Genomic DNA, 18,311 nt, shown 5'->3' on the forward strand with positions numbered 1-18,311 from the left:
AAAAACATTATGGCATTGATAAGTAAACAAACGATGAATTTTGCATACGGAATGGGAGCAGCAGTAGTAATTATTGGAGCTTTATTCAAAATTACCCATATCGAATGGGGTTTTATAACTGGAAATTTAATGCTTACAATAGGTCTTGTCGTTGAAGCTGGTATTTTTGCACTTTCTGCATTTGAACCTGTAGATAAAGATTTAGATTGGTCTTTAGTTTATCCTGAACTTAAAAATGGTGAAGCTAGAAAAAAAGTAGCTAAAGTTGAAGATTCTTCAGAAGATGCTCAAGGCTTATTGTCTAAAAAACTAGACGCTATGCTTAAAGATGCAAAAATTGACGGAGAACTAATGGTAAGTTTAGGTAATAGCATCAAAAACTTTGAAGGTGCTGCAAAAAGTATTATGCCTACAGCAGATTCTATTGCTTCTACTAAAAAATATAGTGAAGAATTATCATTGGCCGCAGCTCAAATGGAATCTTTGAATAGTTTGTATAAAATACAAATTCAAAGTTCTTCAAGAAATGCTCAAATCAATGAGGAAGTTGTAGAAAATAATTTAAAATTGAAAGAACAAATGCAATCATTAACTTCTAACTTGTCATCATTGAACAATGTTTATGGAGGAATGCTTTCTGCAATGAATAATAAAGGATAATTAGTTCAGACTTATATAAAAAAAATTAACTAATTATTAGAGAAAATATGGCAGCAGGAAAATTAAGCCCTAGACAGAAGATGATCAACCTAATGTACCTGGTTTTTATCGCGATGTTAGCATTAAATATGTCCAAAGAAGTATTATCAGCATTTGGAATTTTGAACAATAAAATTATTGAATCCAATTCAATCACAGATGGTAGAAATGAGTCATCATTTCAACAATTATCCCAAAAAGCAGTAGACCAACCAGGTCAATTTGGCGAGAAAAGAGCAAAAGTTGAAAAAATTAGAGCTTTATCTAAAGAATTTAATGATTATATAGAAGGAATCAAAACGACCGTTACTACAAAATTTGAAAGAGATGCCGAAGGAAATCTTCCTTACGAAGAAATGGACAAAGGCGACTTGATTGACAGAATGTTTTTTACTGGAGACAAGGTTTCTGCAAAAGGTAAAGAGTTTTTAGACAAAATCCATAATTTTCCAGCTCAAATAAAAGCTATTGGAGGAAGTTCAATTGCTGAGTTTGAAATGAAAAAAATAGAGAAAAGATTTGCAACGAATCAAGTGTATTCTGAAAAGGCAGGAGCTAAATTAGATTGGATTGATTATAACTATAAAGGTTTTCCTCTTATAGCAACAGTAACCAAATTATCTCAATTGCAAGCGGATATTAAAACTACCGAAAGTGATGTAATGACTGGAATGTTTCAATCTGATTTGGTTGCAGCGGCTTCACTTACAGCTTACCAACCGATTGTTGTTCTTGAGAAATCAGTTTTCTTTCAAGGAGAAGCAGTTAAAGGAAAAATTATTTTGGGTAAATTTGATCCGTCATTAAAAGCTAAATCAGTAGTGGTTAATGGAACAAGTGTTCAAGCACAAGCTGGACAAGCTAATTTTTCTTTCGGTTCTGGAAATATTGGAGAACACCCAATAACTGGTTCTTTCAATTTTGATGAAAATGGAAAAGTAATTAGTTTGCCAATTAAAGATCAATATGTAGTTGTAGCCAGACCAAAATCAGCTACTATTTCTGCCGATAAAATGAATGTAGTGTATCGTGGAGTTGTAAATCCAATGACGATTTCATTTGCAGGAATATCTGCCGATAAAGTCTCAGCATCTGCTCCAGGATTGAGTTCTACTGGAGGTGGAAAGTATAGTATGCGTCCAGGTACTGGTACTGAAGCAGTAATAAATGTAACAGGAACATTGCCAGACGGTTCTAAAGTATCTGATAGAAAAACTTTTAGAATTAAAGGAATTCCGAGTCCAGCAGGGACAATTAGAGGAGAAATGGGTGTCGTAAAAGGACCTAAATCAAGTTTAGAAATTTCGACAGTTGGAGCTAAATTAGTTGATTTTGATTTTGAGGTTGGCTTGGATGTTGTTGGATTTAATTTTAAAGTGACAGGAATGCCTACAGTGGTTGTTCAAGGAAATAAATTAAATCAACAATGTAAATCTGTTCTTTCAAAAGTAGGAAGAGGCGATCAGGTTACTATTTCAGAAATTAAGACGAAATTGGTTGGAGCTGGTAGTTATTTATTGCCAAGAACTGCACCAGTAATTTATGAAATACAATAAATAAGGAAGTTTGATACAAAGCTACTTCAATAACTTATAATGAAATTATGATGAATACGAGAAATTTTTTAATAGTTGTTATTTCCTTTTTTGGGAGTGTTGCTTCTTATGCGCAACCTAATTTGCTCAATGCAAAAATTCCAGAAGAAATCGGACTAAAGTCAGATGCACAACTCATTTCAGACAATGACAGACCACTAGAATATGGCTATGTTGATGATAGAGATGTTTTGATGGGTAAAACAGTTTGGGAAATTATTGATTTAAACGAAAGAATTAATTTTCCTTTGTATTTTCCAATTGATACAGCAAACATTGGTCCTGACAGAAGATCATTATACGATGTTTTGACAAAAGCTATAAAAAACGGAGAAATTACAGAGGTGTATTCAGATAGTTATTTCAACACAAAAAAATCATACAAAGACATTAAAGCTTCTTTGACTCGAATTGACACCACAGATGCAGGTAGAGAACAAATTAATGCTGGTCAACAAATTTCTCCAGAGTATATTGTTAAGCAAGATCTTACCGCTCAAGATGTTACACAGTATAAAATCAAAGGATACTGGTATTTTGATAAACGACAAAGTGAATTGAAGTATAGATTATTGGGGATTTGTCCTATAACTCCAGATGTTTATACTATGAACAGTGAGGAAAAAGATTATATCGAATTGTTCTGGGTGTTTTTCCCAGCTTCACGGGATGTTTTGCATGAAGCTAAAGCATTCAATGATAAAAATTCGGCCATGCCAATCTCTTTCGACCAGATATTAAATTCAAGGCGTTTTAATGCTGTTATTTATCAAGAAGAAAATGTTTATGGCGATAGAGCAATTGTGAGTTATATGAAAGATAATGCACAAAATCAATTGCTTGAAGCGGAACGTGTCAAAGAAAAAATTCGTGATTTCGAAGAAGATATGTGGAATTATTAAATTTCATTTAAAACTTTACATAAAGAACTCTTGCCATAATAGCGAGAGTTCTTTTTTTATAGGTATATTGATTTAATCTTATAATCTTCAAACTCCCAACTCCCAACTCCCAACTTCTAACTTCCCACTTCTAACTTCCCACTTCAAATGGTTGATTATTTAATAATAGGTTCAGGATTAGCAGGCATTTCGTTTTCCGAAATGGCTCTGTTAAACCATAAGTCTATTTTGGTAATGGATAATAATTCCCAGAATTCATCAAAAATTGCAGGCGGTTTGTATAATCCTGTAATTTTAAAACGATTTAGCGAAGTAGGTCACGCCAAAGAGCATTTGTTAATTATGAATGAATTCTTTGCAAATTTAGAAAGAAAGCTTGATTGTAAAGTAGATTATAAATTACCTATTTTAAGAAAATTTTTTTCTATAGAAGAGCAAAATAACTGGTTCTCCGCTTCCGATAAATTGAATTTGGCTCCTTTTTTGTCAACGAATTTGATTTCTAGAAAGTATTCGGCAATAGATTCACCTTTTGGATATGGCGAAGTTTTACAAACCGGTTATGTTGACACGGCATTTTTGTTGAGGAAATACAAAGACTATCTTATAACGAATAAATTGTTTGTGGAAGAATCATTTGATTATGCTCTTTTACAAGAAGAAATCAATGGTATTCGATATAAAGATTTTCAAGCGAGACACATCATTTTTGCCGAAGGTTTCGGGATGCATGCCAATCCTTATTTTAATAATTTGCCATTGGATGGAACAAAAGGAGAGCTTTTTGTCATCAAAGCGCCAGCATTAGATTTAGATGTTATTATGAATACTAGTGTGTTTATTTTGCCTTTGGGTAATGATTTATTCAAAGTAGGGGCAACTTATAACTGGAAAGATAAAACCGACATTCCAACCGAAGAAGGAAAAGCCGAATTAATCGAAAAGATAAAAGAAATAATCAAATGCGATTTTGAAATTATAGACCATTTAGCTGGAGTTAGACCAACAGTAAAAGACAGAAAACCATTGGTTGGAACTTACTCAAACAACAATTCGATACATATTCTCAATGGTTTGGGAACACGTGGTGTAATGCTTGGCCCAGCTATGGCAAAAGCGTTGTTCGAAAATATCGAATACCAAAAGCCACTCGATAGAACAATTGACATTCGGAGGTTTAATAAAAAATAGACGATTTATTTTTTATATTTCTTATCAAAAGACACAAACATATTGATGTAAATGTTCCTTGACCATCTCAAAACAAAAGGGAATAAAATAATATTCGATATCAGAATTGCTATAAAAGTTGTTTTTAAACTTGAATGAATAAAGAAATATGTAATCACAAAAACGGCTATACTTAGTCCTACATTTAGTCCATAACTCACATACATTGCTCCATAAAAAAAAGAAGGCTCAATTTGATATTTAAGCCCACAATGGCTACAATTTTCATTCATTTTTAGAATTTTAGAAAAATGTAACGGATTTTTGTCCAAATACATACTCTCATTCTGACATCTTGGACAACTTCCTGTTAAAATACTATTTAGTTTGGATCCTTTTTTTAACATTTGCAAAAATTTTTAGCGAAGGTACGATTTTGTACTTCCCATAATGTAACATTATTAATAAAACATGCTTAACATACACAATTTGTCCGTTTCTTTTGGAGGAACTTATTTATTTGAAGAAGTAACCTTTCGATTGGGTGCTGGAGACCGAGTAGGTCTTGTCGGGAAAAACGGTGCTGGAAAATCTACGATGCTTAAAATCTTGGCCAAAGATTTTGCTCCAGATTCTGGAGTAATTTCTCAAGAAAAAGAGGTTCGAATGGGTTTTTTACGTCAAGATATTGATTTTGAGCAAGGAAGAACCGTACTCGAAGAGGCTTATGAAGCTTTCATAGATATTAAAATTGTAGAAAAAAAATTAGAACAAATCAATCATCAATTGGTTACTCGAACTGATTACGAAAGTGAAGAATACAGTCAAATTATTGAAGATTTGTCTGATTACACCCATCGTTTTGAATTGTTGGGCGGTTATAATTATATTGGAGATACCGAGAAAATCCTTCTTGGATTGGGTTTCAAAAGAGAAGTTTTCAACGATCAAACCGATACTTTTTCGGGAGGATGGAGAATGCGTATCGAATTGGCCAAATTATTATTGCAAGCCAATGATGTTTTACTGCTGGATGAGCCTACGAATCACTTGGATATTGAAAGTATCATTTGGTTAGAAGGTTTTTTGCGTAATTATCCTGGAGTTGTGGTGATTGTTTCGCACGATAAAATGTTTTTGGATAATGTAACCAATAGAACCATCGAAATTTCTCTCGGAAAAGCGTATGATTTCAACAAACCGTATTCAGAATATCTGGAACTGAGAGGCGAAATCCGTGAAAAACAATTGGCTACACAAAAAAACCAAGCCAAAAAAATTGAAGAAACCGAAAAATTAATTGAAAAATTCCGTGCCAAAGCTTCCAAGGCATCAATGGCTCAGTCACTCATCAAGAAATTAGACAAAGTCGAACGCATCGAAGTGGATGAAGACGACAATTCGGTTATGAATATTTCATTTCCACTTTCAAAAGAACCAGGAAAAGTAGTTATTGAAGCAGAAGATGTGACTAAAAAATATGGTGACAAAACCATTTTGAAAGACATTTCTCTTTTGGTCGAGCGAGGTAGCAAGATTGCTTTTGTTGGACAAAACGGTCAAGGAAAATCGACTTTTATGAAAGCTATTGTCAACGAATTTGAATATCAAGGTAGTATCAAATTGGGGCATAATGTGCAATTGGGTTATTTTGCTCAAAACCAGGCTGAATATTTGGATGGCGAAATCACTTTACTACGAACAATGGAAGATGCTGCAACAGATACCAATCGTTCGAAAGTTCGCGATATGTTGGGCTCCTTCTTGTTTCGTGGAGATGATGTCGAAAAGAAAGTAAAAGTACTTTCTGGAGGTGAAAGGAATCGTTTGGCACTTTGTAAATTGCTGTTGCAACCCATCAATGTTTTGGTAATGGATGAGCCAACGAATCACTTGGACATTAAATCTAAGAATGTTTTGAAAGCGGCTTTGCAAAAATATGAAGGAACCTTGCTTTTAGTTTCGCACGACAGGGATTTTCTTCAAGGAATGTCGAACATTGTTTATGAATTCAAAGACCAAAAAATAAAAGAATATTTAGGCGATATTAATTATTTCTTAGAACAACGCAACCTTGAAAATATGCGTGAAGTAGAGAAAAAAGACATCGATAAATTATCTCCTCAATCTCAATCTCAAAAGACCAGTAGCAAAGCTTCTTACGAAGACCAGAAAAAAGGAAAAGCGTTGCAGAATCGTTTGAGTAAAATCGAAAGTCAAATCAAACAATTGGAAAAAGACCTTTTGCACGACGACAAAATGTTGGCTTCTAATTATGATAAAAACATTGAAGATGCAGCTTTTTTTATGGCTTACAACAAGAAAAAAGCCGATTTAGATCAACTGCTTTTAGACTGGGAAATTGTTCAAGAAGAAATTGAGAAAGCAGGTTTATAAAATCAGTCCAATCGTTTTTGAATGTTGAATTGCTTCGCTACTATGGGTGAAATAACAGGTCGAAACGTTCAGACTTTCTAGGTTTTTCATAACAATTGAGACCTTTTCTTTTTCATTTGCTCGTGTTTTTCGGATGTAAACCGCTATCACATTTACTGGGAATATTTTACAAATGGCTTCATATAAAAAAGGATCATTTTGAGAATCATCACCTAATAAAACATATTTTAGATTGGGATAAAATTCTAGAATATGTTTTATCTTTTCGAATTTGTGATTGTGGTTCCCTCTTCCTGACCAAAAAAAATCGGTTAGGCTAGTTTTAATGTCTTTTAGCAATAAAACTGCTTTTGGTAATTTATGGATTTCGGTAAATTTCACAATAAAACGATACAAATTCCATTCACTGCTAGAAACATAAAAAAAAGCATTTTGTTCCTCATTAGTTGTTCTTCCTGAACTGCTCAAAGCTTGATAATGAGCGACAACATCTTCAAATACTTTTCGAGAATTTACGTTTCGAAACAACAAAATGTAGAGTTTTCGCAAAGGATTCATCGTATAGGAAACTAAAAAAGTATCGTCTATATCCGAAATAATTCCCAAATTTTCTTTTTTGGGACGAATGTAACTTTCTTTGACTGCTATAGTTTTCTGGTCGTGAATGATACTTACCTCATAGTCAATCCAGCCGTGGCCTACATTTGGATCTACCGGAATGCAAAATTTAAAATGGCCATCAATTAGTGTTTTGGTGTGAATTGTGGTGTTATTGTGTTTCAAATACACATCGGCATTTGAGTGTGTTTTTAACCTGAACAACCGGATAATTGATGTTGCATTTTTGAATTTTTTCTTCTCAAAAGCATAATCCTTAATCTTAGTGGGTTTGAAAACGTGTCCCATCACAATTAACTCCTCCTCATTGGCATATCCGCGGTATAATTTTAGAATAGGCTCCATTTATTGTCGTAATTTTGTAGTGTGTTAAAATTAGTCGTTTTTAACCAATAAAAGGATTAAAACTTTGAAAAAGAATATATTATTGGTTGCAAATCCAGTTTCTGGAGCTGTTGATAAATCTGTTTTTATTGATGCTGTTGCCACTTATGCAACAAAAGAAAACCTGAATATTATTCTTTATAAAACTACTGGACAGGATGATGTTTCAAAAATTAGAGCGCTTTATAAAATCAATAAACCCAAAAGAATTATCATTATTGGAGGAGACGGAACCATAAAGATGGTGGCTGACGCAACAGAGGATAAGGATGTTATTCTTGGTATTTTACCTGCAGGTTCGTCCAATGGTTTGGCGGTTAATTTAGATTTAATGAGAACTCTTGAGGATAATCTAGATATTGCTTTTCATAATCGGTATATTGAAATGGATACAATAGTAATCAATGGCGAAAAATGTTTTCACTTGAGTGATTTGGGGTTGAATGCGGAATTGGTTAAAAACTACGAAAAAAGCAAAATCCACGGCAAATGGGGTTACTTTTTGCAATCCATTAATACATTATTGGATATTGAAGTTCCGTTTAAAGTTACCATTATTGCAAACAATCAAATAATTGAATCTGAAGCGAGAATGGTTGTTGTTGCCAATTCTAAGAAATATGGGACAGGAATTGTCATCAATCCAGGCGGTATTATGAATGATGGCATGTTCGAATTGGTGATTTTGAAAAATCTAGATTTATATATTTTCGGTGAATTTATTATGGGAAATACACCTTTGAATCCTGATGATTTCGAAATTATTTCAACAGATGAAGCAATCATAAAAACTAATTTTCCAGTAAATTTTCAGATGGATGGCGAATATTGTGGCTTTGAATCGGTACTGAAAATCAGCATTTCACCCAACAAAATTAAAGTAGCAATTCCTTGATTTGTCCTTAATTATTTAAAGGGATTTCGCTCTTTCCATTCCACATCTGGTTCTAGATAGCAATAGACTTTTTCGAAAGCTAAGTCGGCAATTGGATTGCTATGTTTTGCAAAACTATACATTTTCAGAGGCTTAGCGCCAATAGAACTTTTTATTTCTAAAGCTGTTCGGGCAAAAATAATTTCTTTAAAACCTTTGTTGATAGAATAAGCAACCATGTCATAAAGCATATTCAAATACAGCATTTTTTCACGTTGAATACTGTCATCATAACCTAAAAAGTAAGTGTCCATTACCTCTCCATTTTTGATGATTGTATTGAAGCCAATTAATTTATTATCAAGAAAATAGCCGTAAAAAAGGAACTTGTCTTTGAGTATTTCTTTAAAAATTCTGAAATGGTTTTTAGCTAAGAAAAAGGTGTTGAAATGTGCATTTTTAGCAACGTGAAAATACAAATCATAGATAGTGTCTTCGTGCTTTATAATATCTTCCAGATGCATTTTTCGTTTTTCTACACCATCGGCTTTTTTTCGAGCACGTTTGTATTGGTCTCGGTATTTTTTTGACAAAGCATCGATATAATCTTGTTCTGATTTCCAGTGATTTGGAATGTCAAAACACATATTGGGTTGAGCCGAAAATTGAAAATAATCTTTGAATCCAGCTTGATGAAACGATTTTAACTCTTCTTCTTGAAAGTCTTTATAAGTGGTTATGTGAACTTTTAATCCTCTCTTTTTGAAAATGGTTTGTAGCTTTTCCGATGCCGTTTTTAAGGAAAGTAGAATTTCAACTTTTTCAATTGTATCAGAAAACGAAAACGCATTTTCGCCTGTGAGCATATTGTTGCCAATAATCAGTATGTGAGAACAAAATCTTTTTAAAATTGTATTTCGAATGGCATTTTTTACGCATTGATCCCGCTCTCCGAAAGATTCTAATTTGTTCAAATCTAAAAATTGTGAAAGTGAAATGCCAACCAATTTGTCTTTGTCAAACAATCCGATAAAGTGGCAAAACATATTGGATGGAGCTGATTTTTCTAAAACCTCTAAGTATTTTTTGCTCATAAAGATGTTCTCAGTAGCAAAATCATTCCAATTAGCTGGAAGTTCTGTAACCGATGAATATATTTTTATGGATAGTGGTGTTTTCAAATAAAAAAAATCGCTCACAAATGTAGAGGGATTGTATTGTAATTAAATGTTAAATTATTTCCAGCCACAAATTACGGATCCCATAATTGTCAAAATGACAATCCAATATCCAGCTTGTATAGCCATATATTTCCATGATTTTTGTTCAAATAAACCATTTATGCAAATAATTGGTAAAGCTAGGAAAATGCCTGTAATACAACCGTGAAGTGCGCCGTGTTTGAAAGTTCGAAAAGCATCGCCATAATCCGCCATAAAAGCTAAATAGGAGGGTTTGGCAGTTTCTGCTAATGCAGGTCCACCTATCATTCCTATAGCTCCCATTTGATGGATAACTATTGCGGGCATTAAAAAAGCTATCATAAATGAATAAACAAATGAGAGGCCGAAAATTTTTAACATATTCCCTTTCTCACTCTGTTCTTGGGTGAAACCCGCTTCTTTCATCCAAATTGTTCCAAAAACTTTTGGATTGTACCATACAAATCCTACTACAAATGAGGAAAAAGCTGCAGTTAAAATTGCTAAGAAGTTAAATTCCATATTATTATGTTTATGGTTAGAATTTCAAATATACTATTTTTTTGTTTTAGTAAAGAATCATTTTTTTTTAAATAGAAATTATTATGAATAAATATTTATAAGAATAAATTTATAATTTATATTAATTATGTGTATTTCATCGTTTATTTTTGCTTGTTATCTATTTACTGTCTAATTTAGCTTGCACATTAATCAAATAAAGGACGTCATGAGATATACATATACATTATTCTTACTATTAATGTTTTCGTTGATACTGAAAGCAGAGGTGTCAATTGCTGAAAAGAATGCGTTAACTCAATTGTATAATGCAACAAATGGAGCAAATTGGACTTCGAAATGGGATTTAAAAGCGCCAGTTTCATCGTGGTATGGTGTAAAAGTTCAGGAGGATAAAGTTGTTTCAATACAGTTGCAAAATAATAATTTAGTTGGAACTCTTCCTAATTCCATTGGAGATTTGAAATCTTTGGAATTTCTAAATTTATCTTTTAATAGAATATCAGGATCAATTCCAGCTTCCATAGGAGGATTAAGTTCTTTAAAAACATTGTCAATGTTTATGAATTCTCTTTCTGGAAATCTGCCTTCCGAAATTGGGAAATTAAGTAATTTAGAGATCTTGTCCTTATATAATAATGATATCGATGGTCAAATTCCTTCCTCAATTTATGAATTGAAAAACCTGAAAGTGTTGTATTTAAATAGTAATAAACTTTCAGGAACATTAAATCCTTCTATTTCAAATATGGTTAGCCTTCAGCAGTTAAGTTTATTTGACAATAGAATGAATGGACTGGTTCCATTTGATATTGCAAAGTTGAATAATTTAAAAGAAATGAATATTTCGTACAATCAGTTTAGCGGATTTGTATCTAAAGACTTAGCCAAATTAGATGTTTTAAATATGACTATGATAAATGATAAAGGAGTAGCTCAAGCCTTAAAAGTTTCATTAAATAAAAATACAGCCATTGTTTCAGAAGAATAGTTTTTTTTATAATGTTAATAATTTTCAAACCGTAAAGTACTTCTTTACGGTTTTTTTTATTTCTTATAACAAGTGTATGCTTAAAAAAACTGCAACTCTTTTTTAGTATAAGTACTTTCAAGTCAGTGAAATACATTAAATATGATTTTTTTTTTATTAATCCCTTGTATTTATTAAAATTCATCGTATCTTTGCACCCGAAACAACGCGGGATAGAGCAGTAGGCAGCTCGTCGGGCTCATAACCCGAAGGTCACAGGTTCGAGTCCTGTTCCCGCTACTAAGAAAAAGTGAGTAAAAAAACGGTTTAGATCAATCTAAACCGTTTTTTTTTATGTCCAATTTAAATAAGTGTCTATCTGTAATATTTATGTATTTTATACTTTTTATAATGGTTAATTTGCTTACTTTTGCACCGTTTAAAAAATGTAGTATTTCTATCAGAAAGATTTGAATTATAATAAATTAGACTTGATAAATCTCTTTCCAATAAATTGGTTTTTGTTTTTCAAATAGTTAGAAATATTTATAATAAATTATATTCAAAGAATGAATAATAGAAATAATTTAAAATATTCTAATTGATATATCTATTTTTTTTGAACAATTACATACAAAAATTGAGACTAAAAACGATAAATTTCACAAACAACATGAACAAAAAAATTGACAATTTAGCCGCTGACAACATTAGAGCATTAGCCATATCGATGGTAGAAAAGGCAAATTCAGGACACCCTGGAGGAGCAATGGGAGGCGCTGATTTTTTACACATTTTATATTCAGAATATTTAAATTTTGATCCAACGGAGATGAATTGGCCTTTCAGAGATCGTTTCTTTATGGATGCGGGACACTTATCGGCTTTGATGTATTCACAATATAGTTTATTAGGAAATTATTCAAAAGAAGATTTGCAAAATTTCAGACAATGGGGTTCTGTAACTCCTGGACATCCTGAAGTAGATGTTCTGAGAGGAATAGAAAACACTTCTGGACCACTAGGACAAGGACACGCAATGGGAGTTGGAGCTGCAATAGCTGCCAAATTTTTAGATGCTAGATTCGAAAGTTTATTTACACATAAAATATACGGTTTTATCACAGATGGAGGAGTTCAAGAAGAAATTTCTCAAGGAGTTGGTCGAATTGCTGGACATTTAGGACTGAATAATTTTATCATGTTCTACGACTCGAATGATGTGCAACTTTCTTCTATGACTGACGAAGTTACATCCGAAGACACAACAATGAAATATGAAGCTTGGGGATGGAAAGTCATCAATATCGACGGTCACGATCACGAGCAAATCCGAAAAGCATTAGACGATGCCAATGCAGAAACCGAAAGACCTACTTTGATTATTGGTAAAACCATTATGGGTAAAGGTTGCGTTTTGGCCAATGGTGATATGTACGAAGGCGAATGCGAATTGCACGGAAAACCAATTGGTGACACTAAAGCCGATTTTACACAAACCTTAATCAATTTAGGAGCCAATCCAGAAAGTTCTTTTGATATTTACGAAGATGTTCAAGCGTATTATTCAGAAGTATTGGCTAAAAAAGTGGCGAATGCTGCAATAAAAAAAGAGACTATTGCTGCTTGGAAAAAAGCAAACCCAGCTTTGTCACAAAAAATGGAAATGTTCCTTTCTGGTGTTCTTCCTGATTTAGATTTGAGCCAAGTAGTTCAAAAAGCAAATGTGGCTACAAGAGAAGCTTCTTCGGCAGTATTAGGATATTTAGCAGAAAATTTAGAAAACGTAATTGTTTCTTCAGCGGATTTATCCAACAGTGATAAAACGGATGGTTTCTTGAAAAAAACGACTGTTCTGCAAAAAAATAATTTCAAAGGTGCTTTTTTACAAGCTGGAGTTGCTGAGTTGACAATGACTGCTATCGCAAACGGAATCGCCCTTCACGGAGGAGTAGTTCCTGTGGTGGCTACATTCTTTGTATTCTCAGATTATATGAAACCAGCTATAAGATTGGCTGCCATTCAAGAATTGCCAGTGAAATATGTTTTGACTCACGATTCATTTAGAGTAGGAGAGGACGGACCAACCCACCAACCCATTGAGCAAGAAGCACAAATGCGTTTGATGGAAAAAATCAAAAACCATTCAGGTCACCAAAGTTTATTGGCACTTCGCCCTGCCGATGCTATCGAAACTTCAGTAGCTTGGGATATGGCTTTGAAAAACACTACGACACCAACCGCTTTAATACTTTCAAGACAAAACATTAAAGACATTCCAGCAACAGGAGCTTCAAGATATCAAGAGGCAACAGAAGCTAATAAAGGAGGTTATTTAGTGAAGTCAACACCAAATCCAGATATTACTTTATTTGCCAACGGTTCGGAGGTTTCTACACTTATGGATGCTGCAGCGATTTTGGAAAAAGAGAATAATTTGAAAGTGAATGTAGCTTCTATCATCTCTGAAGGGTTGTTCAAACAACAATCAGCAGCATACCAAGAAAGCGTTATTCCTAAAGGGAAATTAGTTTTCGGGCTCACCGCTGGACTTCCTGTAAACTTAGAAGGATTGATAGGCGATAGCGGAAAAGTGATTGGATTAGACCATTTTGGTTATTCGGCACCAGCAAGTGTTTTGGATCAAAAATTTGGATTCAATCCTGAAAGTGCTTCAAAAGAAATTCTAAAATACATCGAAGAAAGTAAATAATAAAACCTGTTGAACTTTACTATTTTCCGCAATTCAGATATTGTTTGTTGCCAAGACGGATTTGATTTGGCTAACTTTTTTGCTGATTTTAAAAATCAAAATAACTAGAATAAGTTCAATCTTTTTAATAGAAAACCCTATAAATCTTATGATTTATAGGGTTTTTATATTTTAATTTCTTTAATTGAAATCGATAAACAGGTTTTGGGATTGATCCAAAACCATGGCTTCTATACGTACTAAATAAAAAAAACTCCATTATTTCTAATGAAGTTTTTTGTGGGCGATGAGGGGTTCGAACCCCCGACCCCCTCGGTGTAAACGAGGTGCTCTGAACCAGCTGAGCTAATCGCCCTTTCGGGTTGCAATTTCTTGCGTTATTGCGAGTGCAAATATACATCTCTTTTTTATATTCACAAGCAAAATATTAAAAAACTATAAAATTTCTGCAACAACAAAGGTACTTCCCCCAAGAAAGATCAAGTCAGTTTTTGAAGCGTTTTGTAATGCTTTTGTGTAAGATTCTGAAACAGAATTATATGCTTTTCCTTTGAGTTTAAATATTGCCGCTTTTTCTTGTAGAATTTTAGTATTTAATCCGCGTGGAATATTGGGTTTGCAGAAATAATAAATGGCATTTGTTGGAAATAATGGCAATATTTCATTTAAATCTTTGTCGTTTACCACTCCCAAAACAATATGCAGAGTATCAAATTTTTCTTTTTGGATTTGCTTCATCACGATTTCCAATCCATTTTTGTTATGAGCGGTATCACAAATGATTTTTGGAAACGTACCCAGTTGTTGCCATCTTCCAAGAAGTCCAGTGTTTTTAACGACATTCAATAAACCAGTAATAATATCTTCTTGCGAAATAATAAATTCTTTTTGTGAATTTATTATTTCAATGGTTTGGATCACCGTTTTCTTATTGTGCATTTGATAATCTCCTAATAAATCTGAAGGTGTATCTACAGTTATTAATTCCGAAGCAAAATAAATTTCCGATTGATTCAATTTTGCTTTCTCCAAGAAAACAGGTTTTGTTTCATTCGTATATTCGCCAATAACAACTGGTATTCTAGGTTTTATAATTCCTGCCTTTTCAAATGCAATTGCTTCAAGTGTATTTCCTAGGAATTGAGTGTGGTCTAATCCAATATTTGTAATCACTGAAACTAGCGGTGTGATAATATTAGTGGCGTCTAATCTTCCGCCCATTCCCACTTCGATAATGGCAATGTCCACTTTTTCTTTGGCAAAATATTCGAAAGCCAAACCCACCGTCATTTCGAAGAAGCTCATATCATTGGCTTCAAAAAAAGTTTTGTTTTTAGTAATGAATTCACATACAAAATTTTCTGAAATTTCAATTCCATTAATTTTGATGCGTTCCCTGTAATCTTTTAAATGGGGCGATGTGTATAAACCCACGGTATACCCCGCTTCCTGAAATATCGAAGCCAACATATGCGAAGTGGAACCTTTGCCATTGGTTCCTGCAACGTGAATGCATTTAAGGACTTTCTCTGGATTGTTTAGATGATTTGCCAGTAAATAGGCATTTGTCAAATCTTTTTTATAAGCCGAAGCGCCCTGAAGTTGGTACATCGGCAATTGATTAAACATCCAGTTTATGGTTTCTTGATAGTTCATTTTTCTAATAAAATAAGGGGTATTTAAAATATTTTTCGTTTTTTTTAGTTTAATAGTAGATCGAAAAGTATCTTTAGTGCAAATTTCAAATAATTTTTAGAATTAATGAGTAAAATAATAATATATGTTTAGTTTAATACAATTACAAGCCGATACTATCGCAAATGCCACTTCAAGTGTTGTTATAGAAAAAATTGCAACAAATAATGAAATATCCGTTTTAGAATTTATTTTAAAAGGTGGGTTTTTCTTAATTCCAATTGCATTTCTCTTATTTTACACTTTTTATTTGATTATAGAACGTTATTTATTCATTCATAAAGCGTCAAAAATAGATCCTCTTATGATGCGAGATGTCAGAGATAATCTTAATTCTGGCAAGCTGGATAGAGCATTGTCAATCGTCGAGAGAAATAATACATCTTCTGGAAATGTTATAAAAGAAGGAATTTTATTAATTGGCAGGCCTATAGCAGAAATTGAATCGAATATGGATCGCGCTGCCGATATAGAAATTGGCGAAATGGAAAAACATTTGGGACAACTCGGACTTATCGCTGGGATTGCGCCAACATTAGGATTTATCGGAACCATTTCGGGAGTAATCAAAATATTTTACAGTATTTCGGTTACCGAGAATATCAGTATTGGCAATATTTCGGGAGGATTGTACGAAAAAATGATTAGTAGTGGTGCTGGATTGTTAGTAGGTATTATTGCTTACAGTGGATACCATTTATTGAACGGAAAGATTGATAATTTTGCTTTGAAAATTCAAAAGCAAATACTAGAATTTGCTAATATTATTCAAAAATCATAGAGATGTCAATAAAACGAAAAAGAAGATTCCACGCCGAAGTCGCCACGTCTTCGCTGAGTGACATTATGTTTTTCTTGTTGTTGTTTTTCCTGATTATATCCACTTTGGCGAATCCAAATGTGATTAAGATGACATTGCCAAAAGCCAAATCTAACGAGAAAACCAACAAACAATACATTAGTTTATCCGTTACCGAAGACAAGAAATTCTACATAGACAAGCAAGCTGTTGCTTTCGAAGAATTAGAAATGACTTTAATGACCAAAATGAACAATGAAAAAGATCAAACCGTTATTGTTAGAATTCCCTTCAATTTACAAGTTCAAGATTTAGTTGATGTGTTACAAATTGGCGTTAGAAATAACTTGAAGTTTGTGATTGCTACTAGTCCAAAATAAATGATTTGTCATTTATTTGGGGCTCAACGGATTGAAATACGTTGATAAGAGATCTGTCGTTCCTACGGAACTCAACTCAACTTTATATTCCATTTCAACGGATTAAAATCCGTTGCTACAAAATGTGTCGTTCCTACGGAACTTTTATAATATTTATCTTCAAGAGCCATAGGCTCGACACATTTTGTAGGGACTCAACTTTATATTCCATTTCAACGGATTAAAATCCGTTACTACAAAATGTGTCGTTCCTACGGAACTTTTATAATATTTATCTTCAAGAGCCATAGGCTCGACATATTTTGTAGGGACGGATTTTAATCCGTCCAAAATGAAATTGAATAGAAAAAAAAGAGCCATAGGCTCGATCAATATAATTTCATTTCATAGCGTTTTTATATGGAAATGCCTCGGTTTTAAATTCCGAGGCATTTTCTATTTAAATCTGTGTCAATCCGCTTCCTCGTCCCAATTTTAATTCAAATTGAAATTATAAACAATCTTGCCCACTTGTTTCTCCGGTGCATCGCTGCTGGCATCCCATCGGGTATTCATTGCGGCAATTCTCGCTTGATCCAGTAAACATTTTGCAGTATTGGTAGTTCCTTTTATTCCGGCAATGGCATCAATGGTTCTTCCATTTCTATCTACAGAAACTTCGACAACCACTTTTCCAGATTCATTACAGGTATATTTTGGAGCAGGTTTCGAAATAGCTTTTCGGTTTCCTAACGAATAACCACTTCCATTTCCAGAACCTCCGCCACTTCCTGCGCCGTAACCACTTCCTGTGCCAATTCCGTTGCCAGTTCCATTTCCTCCACCGGTTCCGCCGCCAGAGCCTCCTGATCCATAATATCCGTTTGAGCTTAAACTCCCGTTCGCTTTTCCTTTATTTCCTGCGGTTTTATCATCGCCGTCACCGCCTTTATTAGAGCCTTTCATAATACTAGACAGAGCATCATTGGTATTGTTAGAAACCCTTGGTTTTACCACAACTGGTTTTGGTTCTTCTTTTAAAACGGGTGTTGGTTTTAATGGTTTTTCTTTTTGCGGAATCACTACACTTTCTTCGGTGGAATTTTCCTGAGATAAAATAGATTCGTCAGGTGTAGATTTTGCAGGCGTTTGTTTGGCTTGGTTTTTTACGTTCAAAACTTCACTTTTATAATTAGCTCCTGAGCCAAAATCGCTATCGCCAAAGTTTACCGTAACGCCACCGCCGCCGCCGCCGGCACCAATCAATTCTTCTAAATTTGAGGGTGGCCAAAAACGGATGAAGAATAAAATCATCAATAGTGTTCCATATAAAAGTACGGATATTGCTAATGATTTCTTTTGGTCAGATGAAATGGTGGAACTCATTTAAATTTAAAATTTAAGATACTTTA

Annotated in this window: 17 protein-coding genes and 2 tRNA genes; 11 read left to right on the top strand and 8 right to left on the bottom strand. The window is 33.6% G+C overall.

The features are described from left to right. The first annotated feature begins 9 nt into the window (after positions 1–9). The 4 genes from porL (at position 10) to FNW17_RS03565 (ending at position 4,387) form a co-directional block, all read left to right on the top strand. Entirely contained in the window at positions 10–660 is a 651-nt protein-coding gene (gene porL, locus FNW17_RS03550; RefSeq protein WP_143391342.1) for a type IX secretion system motor protein PorL/GldL, read from the top strand. A gap of 47 nt (positions 661–707) precedes the next feature. Further along, positions 708–2,255 carry a type IX secretion system motor protein PorM/GldM gene (gene porM, locus FNW17_RS03555; protein WP_144070890.1) on the top strand — a complete coding sequence of 516 codons (1,548 nt, stop codon included), beginning with the start codon at positions 708–710 and terminating at the stop codon, positions 2,253–2,255. 50 nt (positions 2,256–2,305) lie between these two features. After that, entirely contained in the window at positions 2,306–3,196 is an 891-nt protein-coding gene (porN, locus tag FNW17_RS03560) for a type IX secretion system ring subunit PorN/GldN (protein WP_143391344.1), read from the top strand. Between the two features lie 147 nt (positions 3,197–3,343). After that, the gene (locus FNW17_RS03565) at positions 3,344–4,387 is read left to right on the top strand and encodes an NAD(P)/FAD-dependent oxidoreductase (protein ID WP_143391345.1); all 1,044 of its coding nucleotides are present in this window, start codon (positions 3,344–3,346) and stop codon (positions 4,385–4,387) included. 5 nt (positions 4,388–4,392) lie between these two features. Here the strand turns inward: FNW17_RS03565 and FNW17_RS03570 are convergent, their stop codons facing one another. Beyond that, positions 4,393–4,773: a DUF983 domain-containing protein gene (locus tag FNW17_RS03570; RefSeq protein WP_143391346.1), complete on the bottom strand. Its 381-nt coding sequence runs from the start codon at positions 4,771–4,773 to the stop codon at positions 4,393–4,395. A 64-nt stretch (positions 4,774–4,837) separates the two neighbouring features. Here FNW17_RS03570 and FNW17_RS03575 point away from each other — a divergent pair, with 64 nt between their 5' ends. Next, on the top strand, positions 4,838–6,763 hold the full coding sequence (locus FNW17_RS03575) for an ABC-F family ATP-binding cassette domain-containing protein (protein WP_143391347.1): 1,926 nt from the start codon (positions 4,838–4,840) through the stop codon (positions 6,761–6,763). Here the strand turns inward: FNW17_RS03575 and FNW17_RS03580 are convergent. Further along, on the bottom strand, positions 6,758–7,726 hold the full coding sequence (locus tag FNW17_RS03580) for an App1 family protein (RefSeq protein ID WP_143391348.1): 969 nt from the start codon (positions 7,724–7,726) through the stop codon (positions 6,758–6,760). The two genes, FNW17_RS03575 and FNW17_RS03580, sit on opposite strands and share 6 nt — an antisense overlap. 64 nt (positions 7,727–7,790) lie before the next feature. On the opposite strand from FNW17_RS03580, the gene FNW17_RS03585 reads away from it, so the two are divergent. Beyond that, on the top strand, positions 7,791–8,660 hold the full coding sequence (locus tag FNW17_RS03585) for a diacylglycerol/lipid kinase family protein (RefSeq protein WP_144070891.1): 870 nt from the start codon (positions 7,791–7,793) through the stop codon (positions 8,658–8,660). An 11-nt stretch (positions 8,661–8,671) separates the two neighbouring features. Here the strand turns inward: FNW17_RS03585 and FNW17_RS03590 are convergent, their stop codons facing one another. Both FNW17_RS03590 and FNW17_RS03595 read right to left on the bottom strand, forming a co-directional pair. After that, a complete protein-coding gene (locus tag FNW17_RS03590; protein ID WP_317129764.1) occupies positions 8,672–9,838 on the bottom strand; it encodes an 8-amino-7-oxononanoate synthase in 1,167 nt (388 codons plus the stop codon). 36 nt (positions 9,839–9,874) lie between these two features. Beyond that, positions 9,875–10,363 (bottom strand): DUF1761 domain-containing protein, encoded by a 489-nt coding sequence (locus tag FNW17_RS03595; RefSeq protein ID WP_143391351.1) that lies wholly within the window; start codon positions 10,361–10,363, stop codon positions 9,875–9,877. A gap of 208 nt (positions 10,364–10,571) precedes the next feature. Between FNW17_RS03595 and FNW17_RS03600 the strand changes: the two genes are divergently transcribed. From FNW17_RS03600 to FNW17_RS03610, 3 genes are all read left to right on the top strand, one after another. Further along, the gene (locus FNW17_RS03600) at positions 10,572–11,354 is read left to right on the top strand and encodes a leucine-rich repeat domain-containing protein (RefSeq protein WP_144070892.1); all 783 of its coding nucleotides are present in this window, start codon (positions 10,572–10,574) and stop codon (positions 11,352–11,354) included. 206 nt (positions 11,355–11,560) lie between these two features. After that, a tRNA-Met gene (locus FNW17_RS03605) sits at positions 11,561–11,633 on the top strand. 373 nt (positions 11,634–12,006) lie between these two features. Further along, on the top strand, positions 12,007–14,046 hold the full coding sequence (locus tag FNW17_RS03610; protein WP_144070893.1) for a transketolase family protein: 2,040 nt from the start codon (positions 12,007–12,009) through the stop codon (positions 14,044–14,046). A 280-nt stretch (positions 14,047–14,326) separates the two neighbouring features. Here the strand turns inward: FNW17_RS03610 and FNW17_RS03615 are convergent. Together FNW17_RS03615 and FNW17_RS03620 are read right to left on the bottom strand one after the other, a co-directional pair. Then, positions 14,327–14,401, bottom strand: a tRNA-Val gene (locus tag FNW17_RS03615). A gap of 80 nt (positions 14,402–14,481) precedes the next feature. Then, positions 14,482–15,702: a bifunctional folylpolyglutamate synthase/dihydrofolate synthase gene (locus FNW17_RS03620; protein WP_144070894.1), complete on the bottom strand. Its 1,221-nt coding sequence runs from the start codon at positions 15,700–15,702 to the stop codon at positions 14,482–14,484. A gap of 124 nt (positions 15,703–15,826) precedes the next feature. Between FNW17_RS03620 and FNW17_RS03625 the strand changes: the two genes are divergently transcribed. Next, positions 15,827–16,522 carry a MotA/TolQ/ExbB proton channel family protein gene (locus FNW17_RS03625; RefSeq protein ID WP_144070895.1) on the top strand — a complete coding sequence of 232 codons (696 nt, stop codon included), beginning with the start codon at positions 15,827–15,829 and terminating at the stop codon, positions 16,520–16,522. Positions 16,523–16,524: 2 nt separating this feature from the next. Next, positions 16,525–16,920 (top strand): ExbD/TolR family protein, encoded by a 396-nt coding sequence (locus tag FNW17_RS03630; protein ID WP_126563123.1) that lies wholly within the window; start codon positions 16,525–16,527, stop codon positions 16,918–16,920. 159 nt (positions 16,921–17,079) lie between these two features. On the opposite strand, the gene FNW17_RS03635 is transcribed toward FNW17_RS03630, so the two are convergent. Both FNW17_RS03635 and FNW17_RS03640 read right to left on the bottom strand, forming a co-directional pair. Then, positions 17,080–17,280 (bottom strand): hypothetical protein, encoded by a 201-nt coding sequence (locus FNW17_RS03635; RefSeq protein ID WP_143392110.1) that lies wholly within the window; start codon positions 17,278–17,280, stop codon positions 17,080–17,082. A 114-nt stretch (positions 17,281–17,394) separates the two neighbouring features. Continuing rightward, positions 17,395–18,285: an energy transducer TonB gene (locus tag FNW17_RS03640; RefSeq protein ID WP_144070896.1), complete on the bottom strand. Its 891-nt coding sequence runs from the start codon at positions 18,283–18,285 to the stop codon at positions 17,395–17,397. Positions 18,286–18,311: the final 26 nt, after the last annotated feature.

The organism is Flavobacterium franklandianum, assembly GCF_007097365.1.
Classification (GTDB): Bacteria; Bacteroidota; Bacteroidia; order Flavobacteriales; family Flavobacteriaceae; genus Flavobacterium; species Flavobacterium franklandianum.